We start from the raw sequence: 19096 nt of genomic DNA on the forward strand, positions 1-19096 counted from the left end.
GTCAGGACCCTCCCTCCTCCACATCCTCAAGGGGTTGATCTCACCCATGCGTAGGTCCCGTACCGTCGCCCTGACCGCGGCGGCCGCCGCCGCGGTCCTGGTGGTCACCGGTTGCTCCAGCTCCTCCAAGAGCGGCGACTCCTCCTCCTCGTCCTCCTCCTCCGGTGGCGGCGGAGCCAACGCGGCCACCAAGAACATCGTCAACGCCTCGGACAAGAAGGGCGGGACGGTCACCTTCGAGATGAAGGGCACCCCGGACTCGCTCGACCCGGGCAACACGTACTACGCGTACATCTACAACTTCTCGCGCCTGTACGCCCGTCCGCTCACCACCTTCAACCCGGCCGCCGGCGAGGAGGGCAACAAGCTCGTCCCGGACCTCGCCGAGTCGCTCGGCGCGCCCAGCGCGGACGGCCTGAGCTGGACGTACAAGATCCGCAAGGGTCTGAAGTACGACGACGGCACCCCGATCACCTCGAAGGACGTCAAGTACGCCGTCGAGCGCTCCAACTTCGCGCCGGACGTGAACTCCAACGGCCCGACGTACTTCCACGACCTGCTGGTCGACAACGACACGCCGTACGCCGGCCCGTACAAGGACAAGACCGGCGACCTGAAGTCGATCGAGACGCCGGACGACACCACCATCGTCTTCCACCTGAAGCACCCGTTCGCGGACTTCGACTACCTGGTGAGCGCCCCGCAGACCGCTCCGGTCCCGCAGGCCAAGGACACCGGTGCCGACTACGTCAAGCACATCGTGTCCTCGGGCTCCTTCAAGTTCGAGTCCTACGAGGACGGCAAGCAGGCCGTCCTGGTCCCGAACACCAACTGGGACAAGAGCACGGACCCGATCCGGAAGCAGCTGCCGGACAAGATCCAGCTCAAGATGAACATCGACCAGGCCACCATCGACAAGGACCTGCTGGCCGGCAACGCCCAGGTCGACCTGGTGGGCGGCGGCGTCGACCCGCAGACCCAGGCGCAGATCCTGCAGAACCCGAAGCTGAAGGCCAGCACCGACAACGCCTACGGCGGCCGTCTGGTCTACCTGGCGATCAACTCCAAGGTCGCGCCGTTCGACAACGTCGACTGCCGCAAGGCCGTCCAGTTCGCGATCGACAAGGTCTCGGTCCAGACCGCCGAGGGCGGCCCGATCCGCGGCCAGATCGCCAACACGGTGCTCCCGCCGGACATCCCGGGCCACCAGGACTTCAACCTGTACGAGACCAAGGACAACAAGGGTGACGAGGCCAAGGCCAAGGACGCCCTGAAGGCCTGCGGCAAGGACGGCATCAACACCGTCATCTCGGCCCGCACCGAGCGCGCCACCGAGGTCGCCGCCGCCACCTCGATCCAGGCCGCGCTGAAGAAGGTCGGCATCAACGCCGAGATCCAGCAGTACCCGCAGGGCAAGTACCTCACCGACAGCGCCGGTGCCCCGCAGTTCACCCAGGACCACAACATCGGTCTGATGATGATGCAGTGGGGTGCGGACTGGCCGACCGGCTACGGCTTCCTGCAGCAGGTCGTCGACGGCCGCGCGATCAAGCCGTCCGGCAACAGCAACCTGTCCCAGCTGGACGACCCGGCCGTCAACAAGATGATCGACGACGCCGCGATCAACCCGGACAAGAACGCCCGCGAGAAGATCTACGGCGACATCGACAAGAAGGTCATGGAGCAGGCGGTCATCGTCCCGCTGACCTACTTCAAGGTCTTCCTGTACCGCCCGGACAACGCCACCAACATCGCCTCCACCCCGGCGTTCTCGGGTGAGTACGACTACCTGAACATCGGCACCACCAAGTAAGAGCCTGGCTCCGCATCCCTGAAGGCAGGTGAAGGCAGCGGCGCCCGCCGCCGTCCGGAGGATCCCGGACGGCGGCGGGCCGCCGGAGCCGCCCAACTGTGTTTGCCTACATCATCCGCAGGATCCTCGCGGCGGTGATTCTGCTGCTGGTCGTCAGCGCCGTCACCTTCGCGATCTTCTTCCTGCTCCCGCGCATCGCCGGCGAGACGGCCGACCAACTGGCCGCCCAGTACATCGGGAAGAACCCCTCCCCGGAGGCGATCGCGGCGGTCAAGCAGAACCTCGGCCTCGACCAGCCGCTGTACACCCAGTACTGGAACTTCCTCAAGGGCCTCGTCAGCGGCGCCGAGTACAAGTTCGGGCCGGAACCGGCCACCTGCCACGTCCCCTGCTTCGGCTACTCCTTCAAGAACCACCTGGAGGTCTGGCCCGAGCTGTCCAAGCGGATCCCGGTCACCATCTCGCTCGCCACCGGCGCGGCCGTGCTGTGGCTGGTCTCCGGCGTCGCCACCGGCGTCGTCTCCGCCCTCAAGCCGCGGTCGATCTTCGACCGGCTCTCCATGGGCGTCGCCCTCGCGGGCGTCTCGCTGCCGGTCTTCTTCACCGGCGCGCTGCTGCTCACGCTGTTCAGCTACGAGTGGCCGATCCTGGACAACCTGCAGTACGTCGACTTCACCGACAACCCGCTGATGTGGGCCCGCAATCTGATCCTCCCCTGGATCTCGCTGGCCTTCCTCTACTCCGCGCTCTACGCCCGGCTCACCCGCGCCGGAATGCTGGAGACCATGAGCGAGGACTACATCCGCACCGCCCGGGCCAAGGGTCTGGCCGAGCGCAAGGTCGTCACCCGGCACGGGCTGCGCGCCGCGCTCACCCCGATCGTCACCATCTTCGGCATGGACCTCGGGCTGCTGCTCGGCGGCGCGCTGATCACCGAGCAGGTCTTCTCGCTCCAGGGCGTCGGCCAGTTCGCCGTCCAGGCGATCTCCGACAACGACCTGCCCAAGATCCTCGGCGTCACCCTGCTGGCCGCCTTCTTCATCGTCGCCTGCAACCTCGTGGTCGACCTCCTGTACGCCCTCGTCGACCCCCGGGTGAGGCTCTCGTGACCGAGCTCCAGAAGACCACGGCAGCCGCCGCCCCGCAGTCGGCACCGACCGGCGACCCGTTCCTGTCCGTGCGCGACCTGCGGATCCACTTCGACACCGACGACGGCCTGGTCCGCTCGGTCGACGGGGTCAGCTTCGACCTGCACAAGGGGCGCACCCTCGGCATCGTCGGCGAGTCCGGCTCCGGCAAGTCCGTCACCTCGCTCGGCATCATGGGCCTGCACCGCTCCAAGCGGGCCCGGATCAGCGGCGAGATCCTGCTCAACGGCGAGGACCTGATCGCCGCCGGCCCGGACCGGGTGCGCCAACTGCGCGGCCGCGAACTGGCGATGATCTTCCAGGACCCGCTGACCGCGATGCACCCCTACTACACGGTGGGGCAGCAGATCGTCGAGGCCTACCGGGTGCACCACCCCGAGGCCAGCAAGAGGCAGGCCCGGGCCCGCGCGATCGAGATGCTCGACCGGGTCGGCATCCCGCAGCCCGACCGCCGGGTCGACGACTACCCGCACCAGTTCTCCGGCGGCATGCGCCAGCGCGCGATGATCGCCATGGCCCTGGTCAACGACCCCTCGCTGCTGATCGCCGACGAGCCCACCACCGCCCTGGACGTCACCGTCCAGGCGCAGATCCTGGACCTCATCCGCGACCTCCAGGAGGAGTTCGGCTCCGCCGTCATCATCATCACCCACGACCTCGGGGTCGTCGCCGAACTGGCCGACGACATCCTGGTCATGTACGGCGGCAAGTGCGTCGAGCGCGGACCGGCGGAAACCCTCTTCGACGCGCCCGAACACCCCTACACCTGGGGCCTGCTGGGCTCGATGCCGCGCCTGGACCGGGAGCTGCAGGACCGGCTCGTCCCGGTCAAGGGCACCCCGCCCAGCCTGATCAACGTGCCGACGGGCTGCGCCTTCCACCCGCGCTGCCCGTACGCCGCCCTGACCGACGGGCGCTCCGGCAGCGAGCTCCCGGTGCTGGCCGAGGCCGCGCCCGGGCACTACGCGGCCTGCCACCTGCCGGCCGCCGAGCGGCACCGCATCTTCGCCGAAGAGATCGCGCCCCGGCTGTGAGCCCGGCCTCGTACCACCTTTCTGGAGAGAACCGATGACGGACACCCAGACGGCGCCGATCCCGTCGCCGGCCCCCGCCCCCGACCGCGAGCCGCTGCTCCGGGTGACCGGCCTGACCCGGCACTTCCCGATCCGCAGCGGGCTGATGCGGCGCCAGACCGGTGCGGTCCGGGCCGTCGACGGCATCGACTTCACCGTCAACGCCGGCGAGACGCTCGGCGTCGTCGGCGAGTCCGGCTGCGGCAAGTCGACCATGGGCCGACTGGTCACCCGGCTCGACGAACCGACCGGTGGGAAGATCGAGTTCGAGGGCACCGACATCACCCACCTGAGCGTCGGGGCGATGCGGCCGCTGCGCCGCGACATCCAGATGATCTTCCAGGACCCGTACTCCTCGCTGAACCCGCGGCACACGGTCGGCACCATCGTCGGCGCCCCGTTCAAGCTGCAGAACGCGGTGCCCGCGGGCGGGCTCAAGAAGGCCGTCCAGGAGCTGCTGGAGCTGTGCGGCCTCAGCCCCGAGCACTACAACCGCTACCCGCACGAGTTCTCCGGCGGCCAGCGCCAGCGCATCGGCATCGCCCGGGCGCTCGCCCTCAAGCCGAAGATGATCGTCGCGGACGAGCCGGTCTCCGCCCTCGACGTCTCCATCCAGGCCCAGGTGGTCAACCTGCTGGACGACCTCCAGCAGGAGCTCGGCCTGACCTACCTGATCATCGCGCACGACCTCTCGGTGGTCCGGCACGTCTCCGACCGGGTCGCCGTGATGTACCTCGGCAAGGTCGTGGAGATCGCCGACCGGGACTCGCTCTACCGCAGCCCGATGCACCCGTACACCAACGCGCTGATGTCCGCGGTGCCGGTCCCCGACCCGCGCCGCCGCCAGCGCGCCGGCCGCGAGCGGATCCTGCTCACGGGCGACGTCCCCTCCCCGATCAACCCGCCCAGCGGCTGCCGCTTCCGCACCCGCTGCTGGAAGGCGCAGGACGTCTGCGCCAGCCAGGAACCGCCGCTGACCGCGCTGAAGACCGGGCACCAGGTGGCGTGTCACTTCCCCGAGCAGGGCGAGGGGAACGACTAGCGGGGTCCCGAGCAGGGCGAGGGGAACGACTAGCGGGGGTCCCGAGCAGGGCGAGGGGAACGAGTAGCGGGGTCCCGAGCAGGGCGAGGGGAACGAGTAGCGGGGTCCCGAGCAGGGCGAGGGGAACGGCCGGCCGGGGCCCGCCCCCCCTGCCGGCCGTTCCCGCACCCGCCCGCGGAGGGGAGGGTTCCGCACAGGTCATAGTTGTTCCCGTGACCTCGCAGATCTTCCCCTCCGACGTGCAGCAGTCGCTCGACCTCGCCGGCATCTTCGTCTTCGCCCTCTCCGGAGGGCTGCTCGCCGTCCGCAAGAACATGGACATCTTCGGCATCTGTGTCCTGGCCGAGGTCACGGCCCTCGGCGGCGGCGTGATGCGCGACCTGGTGATCGGCGCGACGCCGGTCGCCGCCTTCAGCAACTTCGGCTACTTCGTCACGCCGCTGGTGGCCGCGTCCGTGGTGTTCTTCCTGCACCCCGAGGTCGAGCGGATCAACCGGGCCGTCCAGACCCTCGACGCCCTCGGCCTCGGCCTGTTCTGCGTCACCGGCACCGCCAAGGCCCACGACTACGGCCTCGGCGCCGTCGCGGCCGTCGCCCTCGGCATGGTCACCGCGGCCGGCGGCGGCGTCATCCGCGACGTGCTGGCCGGCGAGATCCCCTCGCTGCTGCGCTGGGACCGCGAGATCTACGCCGTCCCCGCCCTCGTCGGCGCCGCCCTCGTCGCGGTGCTGATCGGCGCCGACCGGCTCACCGGCCTCACCGGCACGGCCGCCGCGCTCACCGCCTTCGTGCTGCGGATGCTCGCCCTGAAGTACGGCTGGCGCGCCCCGCGGGCGTGGCACCGCAACGGTTCTCGCACCAGCGAGGAGTAGGCGAGCCGCCGTACGCGAGCGAGATCGCCTCCGCCGTGCAGAGCAGCTCCGGCACCATCCGGGCCAGCTCGGCCGGCGGCACCCGGCTGGCTGGGGCGCTCAGCGCGCAGGCCGCGACCGTCCGGCCGCCGCTGCCCGCCACCGGCGCGGCCACGCACGTCACCGGCTCCCGGTGCTCGGCCGACTCGGCCGCCCAGCCCCGCCGGCGGACCGCCGCCAGCTCGGCCGGCAGCTCCTCCTCGGGGGTGCCGTCCTCCGGCAGCCCGGCCAGCAGCACCCGGCCGATCGCCGTCCCGCCGGCCGGCGCCCGGCGCCCGATCCGGGACGTCCAGCCGGCGCCGGGGGCCGCCCAGTCACCGGCCACCTCGTCCAGGTACAGCACCTCGCCGTCCTGCAGCACGGCCAGCTGGACGGTGACCCCGCAGCGCGCGTTGAGCGCAGCCAGGTACGGCGCGGCGACCTGCCGGACGTCGATCTCCTCCAGCGCCCGGTGCGCCAGCGAGAGCACCCGGCCGCCGACCCGGTAGCGCAGGTCCGGCAGGCGCTGGGCGAAGCCGTGCTCCTCCAGGGTGCGCAGCAGCCGCAGCGCCGTGGACTTGTGCACCCCGATGCTGGTCGCCGCCTGCTCCAGGGTGACCGGGCCGTCGCCGAGCGACCCGAGCAGCGTCAGGGCGCGATCGACCGACTGCGACATGGCGCCCCCGCTCCTGTCCGCGCCGATGGTTCCGCGCCGATGGTGAAGTGCCCCGCGACGCGTCCGTCGGACCGTCCGCGGGAGGTGTCCGTCAGGCTAACCGCTCGGGCACACAACGGGTCAAACGGGGACCGGACGCCACCGTCCGCTGGCCGCGGCCGCCCGGGCCGGCGCGGAGGTGGCCGGATCGGTGCGCACGCGGGTGGCCGATAGGTGCGCACACCGGGACGGGCCCGCGGGCGGGCCCACTACAATCGGGGGGTTATGCCATACCTGGACCATGCGGCGACCACGCCGATGCTGCCCGAGGCGTTCGCCGCGATGACGGCGCACCTGGGGGTGGTCGGCAACGCCTCGGCCCTGCACGCGGCCGGCCGCCGCGCCCGCCGGGTGGTCGAGGAGGCCCGCGAGTCGCTGGCCGACTCGCTCGGCGCCCGCCCGAGCGAGATCGTCCTCACCGGCGGCGGCACCGAGTCCGACAACCTGGCCGTCAAGGGCCTGTACTGGGCCCGCCGCGACGCCGACCCGGGCCGAACCCGGGTGCTGTGCAGCCCGGTCGAGCACCACGCGGTGCTGGACGCGGTGCACTGGCTCTCCGAGCACGAGGGCGCCGACGTCGAGTACCTGCCGGTCGACGCGTACGGCCGGGTGCACCCCGAGGTGCTGCGCGCCTCGATCGAGCGCGACCCGGCGTCCGTCGCCCTGGTCACCGTGATGTGGGCGAACAACGAGGTCGGCACCGTCCAGCCGGTGCGCGAACTCGCCGCCGTCGCAAGCGAGTACGGCATCCCGATGCACGCCGACGCGGTGCAGGCGCTCGGTCAGGTCCCGGTCTCCTTCGCCGAGTCGGGGCTCACCGCGCTCACCGTCACCGGGCACAAGATCGGCGGCCCGTTCGGCATCGGCGCGCTGCTGCTCTCCCGCGGCGCCTCGCCCGTCCCGCTGCTGCACGGCGGCGGCCAGGAACGCGACGTCCGCTCCGGCACCCTGGACGCGCCCGGCGCGGCCGGCTTCGCCGCGGCCGCGGCCTCGGTCGTGAAGCACCGCGAGGAGCACGCGGCGACGCTCGGCGCGCTGCGCGACGAACTCGTCGCCGAGGTGCTCGCCGCCGTGCCGGACGCCGTGCTCAACGGCGACCCGTCGGCCGGCGGCAGGCTGCCCGCCAACGCCCACTTCTCCTTCCCCGGCTGCGAGGGCGACGCGCTGCTGATGCTCCTCGACGCCCAGGGCATCGAGTGCTCCACCGGCTCCGCCTGCTCGGCCGGGGTGCCCCAGCCCAGCCACGTGCTGCTCGCCATGGGCGTCGACCCGCTGCTCGCCCGCGCCTCGCTGCGCTTCTCGCTCGGGCACACCTCGGTGCGGGAGGACGTGACGGCGCTGGCGGAGGCCATCGGGCCGGTCGTCCAGCGGGCGCGCAACGCCGGGCTGGCGTCGGTGCGCAGGTAGGCGTTCCCGGGCGGGCGTTCCCGGCCGGGCATGTTCGGCGGCCCCGTACTCTTGTAGTCACCATGACTGACTTCCCGGGTGCCCCGACCACACCGTCCACCGGCCGCCTGCGCGTGCTCGCGGCGATGTCCGGCGGAGTCGACTCCGCCGTCGCCGCCGCCCGCGCCGTCGAAGCGGGTCACGAGGTGACCGGCGTCCACCTGGCGCTCTCCGCCAACCCGCAGTCCTTCCGGACGGGCGCCCGCGGCTGCTGCACCATCGAGGACTCCCGGGACGCCTGGCGGGCCGCCGACGTCATCGGCATCCCGTTCTACGTCTGGGACCTCGCGGAGCGCTTCCGCGAGGACGTCATCGACGACTTCGTCGCCGAGTACGCGGCCGGGCGGACCCCGAACCCGTGCCTGCGCTGCAACGAGAAGATCAAGTTCGCCGCGCTGCTGGACAAGGCCGTGGCCCTGGGCTTCGACGCCGTCTGCACCGGCCACTACGCCCGGATCGTCGACCTGCCGGACGGCTCCCGCGAGCTGCACCGGGCGGTCGACGGCGCCAAGGACCAGTCCTACGTCCTCGGCGTGCTGGACGCGGACCAGCTCGCCCACTCGCTCTTCCCGCTCGGTGACACCACCAAGGAGGAGATCCGGGCCGAGGCCGAGCGCCGGGGCCTCGCGGTGGCGAAGAAGCCCGACAGCCACGACATCTGCTTCATCGCCGACGGAGACACCCAGGGCTTCCTGGCCAAGCACCTCGGCACCGCCACCGGCGACATCCTGGACACCGACGGCACCAAGCTCGGCGAGCACGACGGCGCGTACGGCTTCACCATCGGCCAGCGCAAGGGCCTGCGGATCGGCCGCCCGGCCGCCGACGGCAAGCCGCGCTACGTCCTCGACATCTCCCCGGTGAACAACACCGTGACCGTCGGCCCGGTCGAGGGGCTCGACGTCACCGGCCTCACCGCCATCCGCCCCCGCTGGTGCGGCACCGAGCCGCTCGCGGACGGGCGTTACACCGCCCAGCTGCGCGCCCACGGCGAGGAGGTGCCGGTCTCGGCCTCGGTGGTCGACGGCGAACTCCGGGTCAGCCTCGACACCGCCGTGCGCGGCATCGCCCCCGGCCAGGCCGTGGTGCTCTACGACGGCACCCGCGTCGTCGGCTCCGCCACCATCGCCACCACCGAACGCCCGGCCGTCACCGCGTAGGCGGGCCTCCCGGGCGCGGGGGTTCCCCTCCGGGGCGGCACGGTCAGAGCGGCGGGTTGGCGTCGGCCGTGAACGGGGCGCCGTGGCCGGGGACGAACCGCATCGCCCGCGACATGGTGCTGCCCTCGCACCGGGACGGCGGGCAGGCCCAGTACCTGGCGGCCCCCGTCCCGGAGGACGGCGAGGACGAACGCCTGGCCGGGGTGCTGGCCTGGGCCCGGGAGCACCTCCACGAGCCGCTGCCGGTGGCGGAGTTGGCCCGGCGGGCGATGATGAGCAAGCGTTCCTTCGCCCGCCGATTCGCCGCGGCCACCGGGACCACCCCGCACGCCTGGCTGCGGGAGCTGCGGCTGGGCGCCGCCGAGGAACTCCTGGAGACGACGGGCCTGCCGGTCGAGGAGGTCGCCCGTCGGGTCGGCTACGGCAGCGCGGCCGTCCTGCGCGAGCAGTTCGTCCGCCGCCGCGGAGTCCCGCCCCGCACCTACCGCCGGGCGTTCACCCGCGTCGCGCACGAGGACTGACCTCCCGCCGCGGCCGCCAGCGCACCTCGCCGTACCAGCGGCGGTGCACCGGCGGTCGCGCCGACCGGCAGGGCGGGTGGTCCGCCGTCGGCGGGTAATGCCGGTGAGCCCCGGCCGCGGGCCGTGATAGACCAGGGAGCACTATGAACATCACCGTCTTCTGCTCCGCGTACTCGCTCGACGACCGCTACTCGGCCCCCGCCGCCGAGTTCGCCCGGCTCCTGGGGGAGGGCGGGCACACCCTCGTCTGGGGAGGGTCGAACGCCGGGCTGATGGGGCTGCTCGCCGACGAGGTGAAGGCGGCCGGCGGCCGGCTGGTCGGCGTGATGGTCGAGATGCTGAAGCACAAGGGCTACGTCGGTGCGGACGAGCTGGTGATGACCGCCGACCTCGCCGCGCGGAAGGCGGAGCTGGCCGCGCGGGCGGACGCGATCGTCGTCCTGGTGGGCGGGCTGGGCACGCTGGACGAGGTCACCGAGGTGCTGGAGCTCAAGAAGCACGGCATGTTCGAGAAGCCGGTGGTCGTCCTGGACACCGAGGGCTTCTACACGGGCCTGCGGACCCAGCTGGAGCGGATGGACGCCGAGGGCTTCCTGCCCCGCCCGCTCGCCGAGCTGATCGGCTTCGCCGACACCCCGGCGCAGGTCTTCGAGCAGCTCAAGGCCTGAGAGGATCGGGCCATGGCTGCACATCTGATCACCGGCGCCGGCTCCGGCATCGGCGCCGTCCTGGCCGGGAAGCTCGCCGAGCGCGGGGACGACCTCTGGCTGCTGGCCCGTGACGCACGGCGGGCCGCCGAACTGCGGGAGCGCTTCCCCGGGGCGCGGACCCTGGTCGGCGACCTCGGCGACCCGGCGAAGCTGTCCTGGGCCTTCGGCCACCAGGCGCTGCCCGGCGAGCTGGACTCGCTGCTGCACGTGGCGGGCGTCGTCGAGCTGGGCACGGTGGGGGACTTGCCGGTGAAGGCCTGGCAGGAGACGCTGAACGTCAACCTGGTCGCCCCCGCCGAGCTGACCAGGCTGCTGCTGCCCTCGCTCCGGCTGGCCAAGGGCCACGTCGTCTTCGTCAACTCCGGCGCCGGCCTGAACGCCCACGCGGAGTGGTCGGCGTACGCGGCGAGCAAGCACGGCCTGAAGGCGCTGGCCGACGCGCTGCGCCAGGAGGAGCACGCGGGCGGTGTCCGGGTCACCTCCGTCTACCCGGGCCGCACCGCGACCGCGATGCAGGTGAAGGTGCACCAGCAGGAGGGCCGGGAGTACGACGCCGGCCGCTGGATCGAGCCGGAGTCCGTCGCCAGGGCGGTGCTGGCCGCCCTGGACGCCTCCCGGGACGCGGAGATCACCGACATCACCGTCCGCCCCGGGCGCTGACCGCGGGGCCGGCGCCGCGCACTAGGCTCGGACGGGTGAGCACCCCACACCCCTTCCCCGACCTGCGCGGCGCCGCCACCGGCGTCGGTTCGCTGCCCGGCACCGACGCCCGGGAGGCCGCCAAGACCTCCACCGGGGCGCTGGAGCACCTGCCGTTCCTGCCCGAGCTGCCGGCGCGCGGCCCGGGCGCCGACATGATCGGCCGCGGCGCCGGCTTCCTGGTCGAGCTGTTCGCGCAGACCGAGCCCAGTGGCTGGCGGTTCACCGACCGCCCCGGCCGGGACACCCGGCGGGCCCACTCCTGGCTGGGCGAGGACCTGGACGCCCTGGAGGAGTTCACCCAGGGCTACCGGGGCGCGCTCAAGGTGCAGGCCGTCGGCCCGTGGACGCTGGCGGCGAGCATCGAGCTGAAGCACGGCGAGAAGGCGCTCTCCGACCACGGCGCCTGCCGGGACGTCGCCGGATCGCTGACCGAGGGCCTGCGCCGCCACCTGGCCGACGTCCGCAAGCGGATCCCGGGCGCTGAGGTCGTCCTCCAGCTCGACGAGCCGTCGCTGCCGGCCGTGCTGGCCGGTTCGGTGAGGACGGCCAGCGGGTTCCAGCGGCTGCGCTCGGTGGACCGGCAGGTCGCCGAGGAGGTGCTGCGCGAGGTGGTCCGCGCCCTGGACGCACCGGTCGTCGTGCACAGCTGCGCGCCCGACGTCCCGATCCCGCTGCTGCGCCGCGCCGGAGTGGCCGGGATCTCGCTGGACTTCTCCCTCCTCACCGAGCGCTCGGACGACGACCTGGGCGAGGCCGTGGAGGCGGGCACGACCTTCCTCGCCGGTGTCGTCCCCTCCACTGACCAGGGAGTGTCCGACCCGGCCGGTAGTGTCCAGGGTGTCAGGACCTTGTGGCGCAGGCTCGGGTTCGCCCCGGAGCTCCTGGGCCGCCGCGTGCTGGTGACGCCGACCTGCGGGCTGGCCGGGGCCTCCCCGGCGTACGCGCGCAGGGCGCTGTCGCAGAGCGTGCGGGCGGCGCAGAGCCTGGTGGACAACCCGGAATGAGATCGTAGGAGGGCTTGCGGTGGAGGCTGTCGAGGGCTGGGAGGACGTCGCGGCGGAGGTGCGCCGCCGGCACGCCGAGCTGGCGCAGGAGATCACCGACCACCGGGTCCGCTACTACGAGCAGGACGCCCCGGTCGTCAGCGACTCCGAGTTCGACGTCCTGATGCGCGAGCTGGAGGCGCTGGAGGCGGAGCACCCGGCCCTGGTCACCCCGGAGTCCCCGACGCAGCGGGTCGGCGGCGCGCCCACCGGGCTGTTCGCCGCGGTCGAGCACCGCGAGCGCCTCCTCAGCCTCGACAACGCGATGGACGACGAGGAGCTCGCGGCCTGGGCCGAGCGCGTCGCCACCGAGCTGCACGGCATCGACTACCACTACCTGTGCGAGCTCAAGGTGGACGGCCTGGCCGTCAACCTCACCTACGAGAACGGCCAGTTGGTGCAGGCGGCGACCCGCGGCGACGGCCGGGTGGGCGAGGACATCACCGCGAACGTCCGGACCATCAAGGAGATCCCGCAGCAGCTGAAGGGCGAGAACGTCCCCGAGCTGGTGGAGATCCGCGGCGAGGTCTACTTCCCGACCGAGGCCTTCGAGGCGCTGAACGCCTCCTTCGTGGCGGAGAACGAGCGCCGGCGCCTGGAGAACGAGGAGCGCGCCCGGGAGGGCAAGCGGCCCCGGGCCCTGATCCGGCTGTTCATGAACCCGCGCAACGCCGCCGCCGGCTCGCTGCGCCAGAAGGACCCGCTGGTCACCGCCTCCCGCCCGCTGCACATGGTGGTGCACGGCATCGGCGCCCGGGTCGGCTTCGACATCGACAACCAGTCGCACGCCTACCGGCTGCTGCACGACTGGGGCCTGCCCACCGCCCGGCACAACGAGGTGGTGGGGACGCTCGACGAGGTGCGGGCGTTCATCAAGCACTTCGGCGAGCAGCGGCACTCGGTCGAGCACGAGATCGACGGCGTGGTCGTCAAGGTGGACGAGATCGCCCTGCAGGGCCGGCTCGGCGCCACCTCCAAGTCCCCGCGCTGGGCGATCGCCTGGAAGTACCCGCCGGAGGAGGTCACCGGCAAGCTCGCCGAGATCAAGGTCGGCATCGGCCGGACGGGTCGGGCCACCCCGTACGCGGTGCTGGCCGAGCCGGTGAAGGTGGCCGGCTCGATGGTGCAGTACGCGACGCTGCACAACCAGGAGGTGGTGAAGGCCAAGGGCGTGCTGCTGGGCGACACGATCGTGCTGCGCAAGGCCGGTGACGTCATCCCGGAGATCCTCGGCCCGGTGGAGAGCCTGCGGGACGGCACCGAGCGGGAGTTCGTGATGCCCTCGCACTGCCACGAGTGCGGGGCCGAGCTGCGCCCGATGGCCGAGGGGGACATCGACCTGCGCTGCCCCAACGCCCAGTTCTGCCCGGCCCAGATCCGCGAGCGGATCGCCTTCCTGGGCGGGCGCTCCTCGCTGGACGTCGAGGGCCTCGGCTACGTCGCGGCCACCGCGCTGACCCAGCCGCTGGAGCCGGCCGAGGCGCCGGTGAAGGACGAGGGCGACATCTTCGGGCTGTCGATGGAGCAGCTGCTGCCGATCCAGGTGCTGGTGCGGGACCAGAAGACGGGCATGCCCAAGCTGGACGACCGCACCGGCGAGGAGAAGCGGGCCACCTTCTTCGCCAACCAGAAGGGCGAGCCCAAGAAGACGGCCGGGATCCTGCTGGAGAACCTGGAGCGGGTGAAGGACCGTCCGCTCTGGCGGTTCCTCAACGGCCTCTCGATCCGGCACGTGGGCCCGGTCGCGGCCCAGGAGCTGGCCCGCGAGTTCCGCGACCTGGACCGGATCTTCTCGGCCACCGAGGAGGAGCTGGCCGCGGTCGAGGGCGTCGGGCCGATCATCGCCCGTTCGGTGGTCGAGTGGTTCCAGGAGGACTGGCACCGGGAGATCCTGGAGAAGTGGCGTGCCGCCGGCGTCCGCTTCACCGAGGAGTTCGCGGACGAGGAGGAGGCGGAGCGCCCGCTGGAGGGGCTGACGGTGGTGGTCACCGGCACCCTGGCCGGGCACACCCGGGACGGCGCCAAGGAGGCGCTGACCTCGCGTGGTGCGAAGGTGACCGGCTCGGTGTCGAAGAAGACCGATTTTGTCGTCGCCGGTGACAACCCCGGGTCCAAGTTCGACAAGGCCGTTCAGCTCGGCCTGCCCGTCCTGGACGACGCGGGCTTCGCGGTGCTGCTCGCCGACGGCCCGGCCGCGGCCCGCGCCCACCTGGGCCTGCCCGAGGCCGGGGAGGCCCCCGCCGGGGCCGCGGAGGAGGCCGCCCCGAGCGCCGGGTGACCGAATCCGTCTTGTTATCGTCCTGATGCAACGTCACCGGGTGTCGCGCCGTGAAAGCGGGCATTGTGTCACTGTGCGACATCCAGGCGCGGTGGCGCGTTTCCGGTTGTCCGAAAGTCTGCCCACCGGGTGGGCCCCGGCATACCCTGGAGCGCAACAGAGTGTCAGCAGGGGTGGGGGCACCGGCTGAGCCGGTACTCCGCGGGGTCGCTCCATGCCCGGCAGCTGTCGGTACCGGCACGGTGCCTCACCGTAAGGCGGCCTGACGGGGCGGGCCCGACGGAGGACAGGGCTTATGGATCGTACGACCGGCGGTGCGCCCACACGCCCGCCGCAGGGGGTGGCGGGTGCGGTCCTGCTGCTCGGCGTGCTGCTGGCCGGTGCTGCGCCGCTCATCCCGCTGGCCGTCCTGGTCTACCGGTACGAACCCGAACTGCTGCCGCTGTTCGCGGTGCCGCTGGCGGTGCTGGTCGCCGCCTGGCGGATCGCCCGCGACCGCGCCCGCGACCAGCTGACCGACCCGCTGACGGACCTGCCCAACCGTCAGGCCCTGCTGATGGCGGCACAGGAGGCGATCGCGGAGCGCGAGGACGGCTACAGCGTCGGTCTCATCCTGCTCGACCTCGATCGGTTCCGGTCGCTCAACGACACCCTCGGCCACACCGCCGGGGACCGGCTGCTGGTGCACATCGCCCGCCGGCTGCACCGCGCGCTGCGCTCCGGCGGCCCGGCCGGCAGCGCCACCCGGGAGTCCATCGACGACGTCTTCGCCGGCCTGCCCCGGCACTACCGGCGCGGCCGCCCGATGGTGGCCCGGATGGGCGGCGACGAGTTCGCCGTGCTGCTGCCCGGCATCAACTGCCCGGACAGCCTGGAGCGGGTCGCCAAGGCGCTGATCGCCGAACTCGCCGCACCGATCCGACTGGACGGGCTGCTGCTGGTGCTGGAGGCCAGCGCCGGGGTCTGCGTCTACCCGCAGCACGCCCAGGACGCCGAGTCGCTGCTGCGCCGGGCCGACGTGGCGATGGGCCACGCCCAGCGCGGCTGCAGCGGCGTCGCCCAGTACGACGAGACCCAGGACGCCGACACGCCCTACCGGATAGGGCTGCTGGGGGACCTGCGCCGGGCCCTGGAGACCGGCGAGGTGCAGCTGCACTACCAGCCGAAGGTGGCCTTCGACGGCCGGGTGGTCGGCCTGGAGGCGCTGCTGCGCTGGGAGCGCCCCGGCCAGGGGCGGGTCTCGCCGGACGAGTTCGTCGGGCTCGCCGAGTCCAGCGGCCTGATGCCGCGGCTCACCGACTACGTGCTGGAGGCGGCGGTCGGCCAGCTCGCCTACTGGCGGGACCAGGGCCTGCAGGTGCAGGTCGCGGTCAACGTCTCGCCGCGTGACGTGCTCAACCCGGGCTTCGCCCAGCGGGTGGCCGGCCACCTCGTCCGCCACCAGGTGCCGGCCCACGCGCTCCAGTTGGAGATCACCGAGCGGCTGCTGCTGGACGACTCCCGGCGGGCCGCCGACACCCTCGCCGAACTGCGCGGCTACGGCGTCGGGATGTCCCTGGACGACTTCGGCACCGGCCACTCCTCGTTGGTGCGGCTGCGCAGCCTGCCGGTCGGCGAGCTGAAGATCGACCGCTCGTTCGTCTCCCGGATGGTCGCCGACGACCACGACGCGGCGGTGGTCCGCTGCTCGGTGGAGCTGGCGCACTCGCTGGGCCTGACGGTGGTCGCCGAGGGCGTCGAGGACGACGAGACCTGGGAGCGGCTGCACTGCATGGGCGTGGACGCCGTCCAGGGCTGGCTGGTGTCGGCCGCGCTGCCGGCCGAGCAGGCCACCGCCTGGCTGCGGGTGCACCGCACCGGGGCCCCGCCGGTGGAGCGGCTGGCCACCCCGTCGGGTCAGCTGCCGTCCGGACTGAAGGCGGTCCAGGGCGGGTCCGCGCTGCCCGGCCAGTCGGTGCTGCCGCCGGCCCGCAAGGCCGTCCACCCGGTGCCGGTCGTGCAGGGCGTCCCCGCGGTCCAGGGCGTCCCGGTCGCGCAGGCCGTCCCGGTCGTGCCGCCGGCCGTCCAGCCCGCCGTGCCGCCGGTGCTGCCGCCGGCCCTCCCCCCGGTGCTGCCGCCGGCCGCGCAGGCGGTCCAGGGCGCGGCCGCCGTCCATCCGGTGCCCGTCGTCCATCCGGTGCCCGCCGCGCAGGCCGTCCAGACCGCGCCCGTGCCGCACCAGATGCCCGGCGCACCGCGGGAGATCAAGGCGCCGGGGGCGCAGAGTTGGGCCCGCAGCGGGCCGCAGTGACGGCCGCGCGGCTCACTCGTTGGCCGGTGGCCGGGCCGGGCCCCATAGGATGGGGTCCCAAGACCATGAGGAAGGAGCGCCGGGACCGGCTGCTCCTGCCCGGGCCCGGTGCCGCCTGAGGGTGGCGGCGGGCCTCACCAGAACTCACCCTGAGGATCGCTGCATGCCTGGCATCACGCGCGAGGAGGTCGCCCACCTCGCCCGGCTGTCGCGTCTTGAGCTGAAGCCCGAAGAGCTGGACCACTTCGCCGAGCAGCTCGACGTGATCATCGGCGCGGTCGCCCGCGTTTCCGAGGTCGCCGGACAGGACGTCCCGCCGACCTCCCACCCGCTCCCGCTGACCAACGTCATGCGCGCGGACGAGGTGCGCCCGTCGCTCACCCCGGACGAGGCGCTGTCCGGCGCCCCGGCCGCCGAGGAGCAGCGTTTCCGTGTGCCGCAGATCCTCGGGGAGGACTGACCGAGATGACCGAGATGACCCCCACTCCGATCATCAGGTGGACGGCCGCCGAGACGGCCGCCGCCATCGCCACCGGCGAGGTGTCCGCGGTCGAGGTCGCGCAGGCGCACCTGGACCGCATCGACGCCGTCGACAAGAAGGTCAACGCCTTCCTGCACGTCGACACCGAGGGTGCGCTGAGCGCGGCCCGGGCCGTCGACGAGAAGCGCGCCAGGGGCGAGGAGCTGGGCCCGCTGGCCGGTGTCCCGCTCGCCCTGAAGGACGTCTTCACCACCAAGGGCGTGCCGACCACCTGCGGCTCCAAGATGCTCGAGGGCTGGATCCCGCCCTACGACGCCACGCTGACCAGCCGTCTCAAGGACGCCGGCGTCGTCATCCTCGGCAAGACCAACATGGACGAGTTCGCGATGGGCTCCTCCACCGAGAACTCGGCCTACGGCCCGACCGGCAACCCGTGGGACCTCTCCCGGATCCCCGGCGGCTCCGGCGGCGGTTCGGCCGCCGCGCTGGCCGCCTTCGAGGCCCCGCTGGCGATCGGCACCGACACCGGCGGCTCGATCCGCCAGCCGGGCGCCGTCACCGGCACCGTCGGCGTCAAGCCGACCTACGGCGCGGTGTCCCGCTACGGCCTGGTCGCCTTCTCCTCCTCGCTGGACCAGGGCGGCCCGTGCGCCCGCACCGTGCTGGACGCGGCGCTGCTGCACGAGGCCATCGCCGGGCACGACCCGCTGGACTCCACCTCGATCGACGCGCCCGTCCCGGCCGTGGTCGAGGCCGCGAGGATGCGCGACGTCCGCGGCATGCGGATCGGCGTCGTCAAGGAGTTCTCCGGCGAGGGCTACCAGTCCGGCGTGATGCAGCGCTTCGACGAGTCGGTGGAGCTGCTGCGCGAGCTGGGTGCCGAGGTCGTCGAGGTCTCCTGCCCGTCCTTCACCCTGGCGCTGCCGGCGTACTACCTGATCGCGCCCAGCGAGTGCTCCTCCAACCTGGCCCGCTTCGACGCGATGCGCTACGGCCTGCGGGTCGGCGACGACGGCTCCCGCTCGGCCGAGGAGGTCACCGCGCTGACCCGCGAGGCCGGCTTCGGCGACGAGGTCAAGCGCCGCATCATCCTGGGCACCTACGCGCTGTCCTCGGGCTACTACGACGCCTACTACGGCTCGGCGCAGAAGGTCCGCACGCTCATCTCGCGCGACTTCGACGCGGCCTTCGCCGGCGTGGACGTGCTGGTCTCGCCGACCACGCCGACCACCGCCTTCCCGATCGGCGAGCGCGCCGACGACCCGATGGCGATGTACCTGGCCGACCTGTGCACGATCCCGTCGAACCTGGCGGGCAACGCGGCCATGTCGCTGCCGGTCGGCCTGGCGCCGGAGGACAATCTCCCGGTCGGCCTGCAGATCATCGCACCCGCGATGGCGGACGACCGCCTGTACCGCGTGGGCGGCGCCGTCGAGGCCGCACTCAACGACAAGTGGGGGCACCCCCTGCTGGAGGAGGCACCGGCACTGTGAGCAAGATCGAGAAGGCCAAGGGCTTCAAGCACTCGAAGCCCGGTCTGTGGCTGTCCATCGGCACCAGCGCCTTCGGCGCGATCTCCGTGGCCAAGGACGTCCGGAAGGCCCGCGAGGAGAGCGACACCCTCAAGCTGGTCAACGCCCTGGTCGGCGCCGCCGCGCTGATCACCGGCACCGCCCTGCTGGTGCGCGAGCTGCGCCGGCTGGGCTCCGACGACGTGCTGCTGGGCTGAGCTGAGCGCCCCGGCCCGGCCCCGCGCGAGCGGCGGCCGGGCCCGTACCTCCCAA

At 72.7% G+C, this 19096-nt stretch carries 16 protein-coding genes and 1 pseudogene; 16 read left to right on the plus strand and 1 reads right to left on the minus strand.

Annotated features, from left to right (window positions below):
• Positions 1–46 precede the first annotated feature (46 nt).
• From ACIA8Q_RS20630 to ACIA8Q_RS20650, 5 genes are all read left to right on the plus strand, one after another.
• Positions 47–1813: an ABC transporter substrate-binding protein gene (locus ACIA8Q_RS20630; protein WP_360204767.1), complete on the plus strand. Its 1767-nt coding sequence runs from the start codon at positions 47–49 to the stop codon at positions 1811–1813.
• 98 nt (positions 1814–1911) lie between these two features.
• Entirely contained in the window at positions 1912–2922 is a 1011-nt protein-coding gene (locus ACIA8Q_RS20635) for an ABC transporter permease (protein WP_360204770.1), read from the plus strand.
• Entirely contained in the window at positions 2919–3995 is a 1077-nt protein-coding gene (locus ACIA8Q_RS20640; protein WP_387902190.1) for an ABC transporter ATP-binding protein, read from the plus strand. The genes ACIA8Q_RS20635 and ACIA8Q_RS20640 overlap by 4 nt, the downstream gene beginning before the upstream one ends.
• Positions 3996–4029: 34 nt before the next feature.
• Entirely contained in the window at positions 4030–5076 is a 1047-nt protein-coding gene (locus ACIA8Q_RS20645) for a dipeptide ABC transporter ATP-binding protein (RefSeq protein WP_360204772.1), read from the plus strand.
• Between the two features lie 212 nt (positions 5077–5288).
• Positions 5289–5948: a trimeric intracellular cation channel family protein gene (locus ACIA8Q_RS20650; protein ID WP_360204775.1), complete on the plus strand. Its 660-nt coding sequence runs from the start codon at positions 5289–5291 to the stop codon at positions 5946–5948.
• On the opposite strand, the gene ACIA8Q_RS20655 is transcribed toward ACIA8Q_RS20650, so the two are convergent.
• Entirely contained in the window at positions 5854–6642 is a 789-nt protein-coding gene (locus tag ACIA8Q_RS20655; RefSeq protein ID WP_360204777.1) for an IclR family transcriptional regulator, read from the minus strand. The two genes, ACIA8Q_RS20650 and ACIA8Q_RS20655, sit on opposite strands and share 95 nt — an antisense overlap.
• Before the next feature lie 264 nt (positions 6643–6906).
• Here ACIA8Q_RS20655 and ACIA8Q_RS20660 point away from each other — a divergent pair, with 264 nt between their 5' ends.
• The 11 genes and pseudogenes from ACIA8Q_RS20660 (at position 6907) to ACIA8Q_RS20710 (ending at position 19041) form a co-directional block, all read left to right on the plus strand.
• Complete coding sequence (locus tag ACIA8Q_RS20660; RefSeq protein ID WP_360204780.1) at positions 6907–8088, plus strand: cysteine desulfurase family protein; 1182 nt, start codon at positions 6907–6909, stop codon at positions 8086–8088.
• Between the two features lie 62 nt (positions 8089–8150).
• The gene (gene mnmA, locus ACIA8Q_RS20665) at positions 8151–9287 is read left to right on the plus strand and encodes a tRNA 2-thiouridine(34) synthase MnmA (protein ID WP_360204783.1); all 1137 of its coding nucleotides are present in this window, start codon (positions 8151–8153) and stop codon (positions 9285–9287) included.
• A 95-nt stretch (positions 9288–9382) separates the two neighbouring features.
• A pseudogene (locus ACIA8Q_RS20670) lies at positions 9383–9808 on the plus strand (GlxA family transcriptional regulator); the annotation flags it as partial.
• 143 nt (positions 9809–9951) lie between these two features.
• Complete coding sequence (locus ACIA8Q_RS20675) at positions 9952–10476, plus strand: TIGR00730 family Rossman fold protein (protein WP_360204786.1); 525 nt, start codon at positions 9952–9954, stop codon at positions 10474–10476.
• Positions 10477–10488: 12 nt separating this feature from the next.
• The gene (locus tag ACIA8Q_RS20680; protein WP_360204788.1) at positions 10489–11178 is read left to right on the plus strand and encodes an SDR family oxidoreductase; all 690 of its coding nucleotides are present in this window, start codon (positions 10489–10491) and stop codon (positions 11176–11178) included.
• A 35-nt stretch (positions 11179–11213) separates the two neighbouring features.
• Positions 11214–12224: a methionine synthase gene (locus tag ACIA8Q_RS20685; RefSeq protein WP_360204791.1), complete on the plus strand. Its 1011-nt coding sequence runs from the start codon at positions 11214–11216 to the stop codon at positions 12222–12224.
• A 19-nt stretch (positions 12225–12243) separates the two neighbouring features.
• Positions 12244–14541, plus strand: a complete 2298-nt coding sequence (gene ligA, locus ACIA8Q_RS20690) for an NAD-dependent DNA ligase LigA (protein ID WP_360204793.1) — start codon at positions 12244–12246, stop codon at positions 14539–14541.
• 295 nt (positions 14542–14836) lie between these two features.
• Complete coding sequence (locus ACIA8Q_RS20695; RefSeq protein WP_360204795.1) at positions 14837–16831, plus strand: bifunctional diguanylate cyclase/phosphodiesterase; 1995 nt, start codon at positions 14837–14839, stop codon at positions 16829–16831.
• Positions 16832–16994: 163 nt separating this feature from the next.
• Entirely contained in the window at positions 16995–17291 is a 297-nt protein-coding gene (gene gatC / locus ACIA8Q_RS20700; protein ID WP_360204798.1) for an Asp-tRNA(Asn)/Glu-tRNA(Gln) amidotransferase subunit GatC, read from the plus strand.
• A 14-nt stretch (positions 17292–17305) separates the two neighbouring features.
• A complete protein-coding gene (gatA, locus tag ACIA8Q_RS20705; protein ID WP_387902331.1) occupies positions 17306–18805 on the plus strand; it encodes an Asp-tRNA(Asn)/Glu-tRNA(Gln) amidotransferase subunit GatA in 1500 nt (499 codons plus the stop codon).
• Entirely contained in the window at positions 18802–19041 is a 240-nt protein-coding gene (locus ACIA8Q_RS20710) for a hypothetical protein (protein ID WP_360204803.1), read from the plus strand. The genes gatA and ACIA8Q_RS20710 overlap by 4 nt, the downstream gene beginning before the upstream one ends.
• Positions 19042–19096 lie beyond the last annotated feature (55 nt).

This window comes from Kitasatospora sp. NPDC051705 (assembly GCF_044453265.1).
GTDB lineage: Bacteria > Actinomycetota > Actinomycetes > Streptomycetales > Streptomycetaceae > Kitasatospora.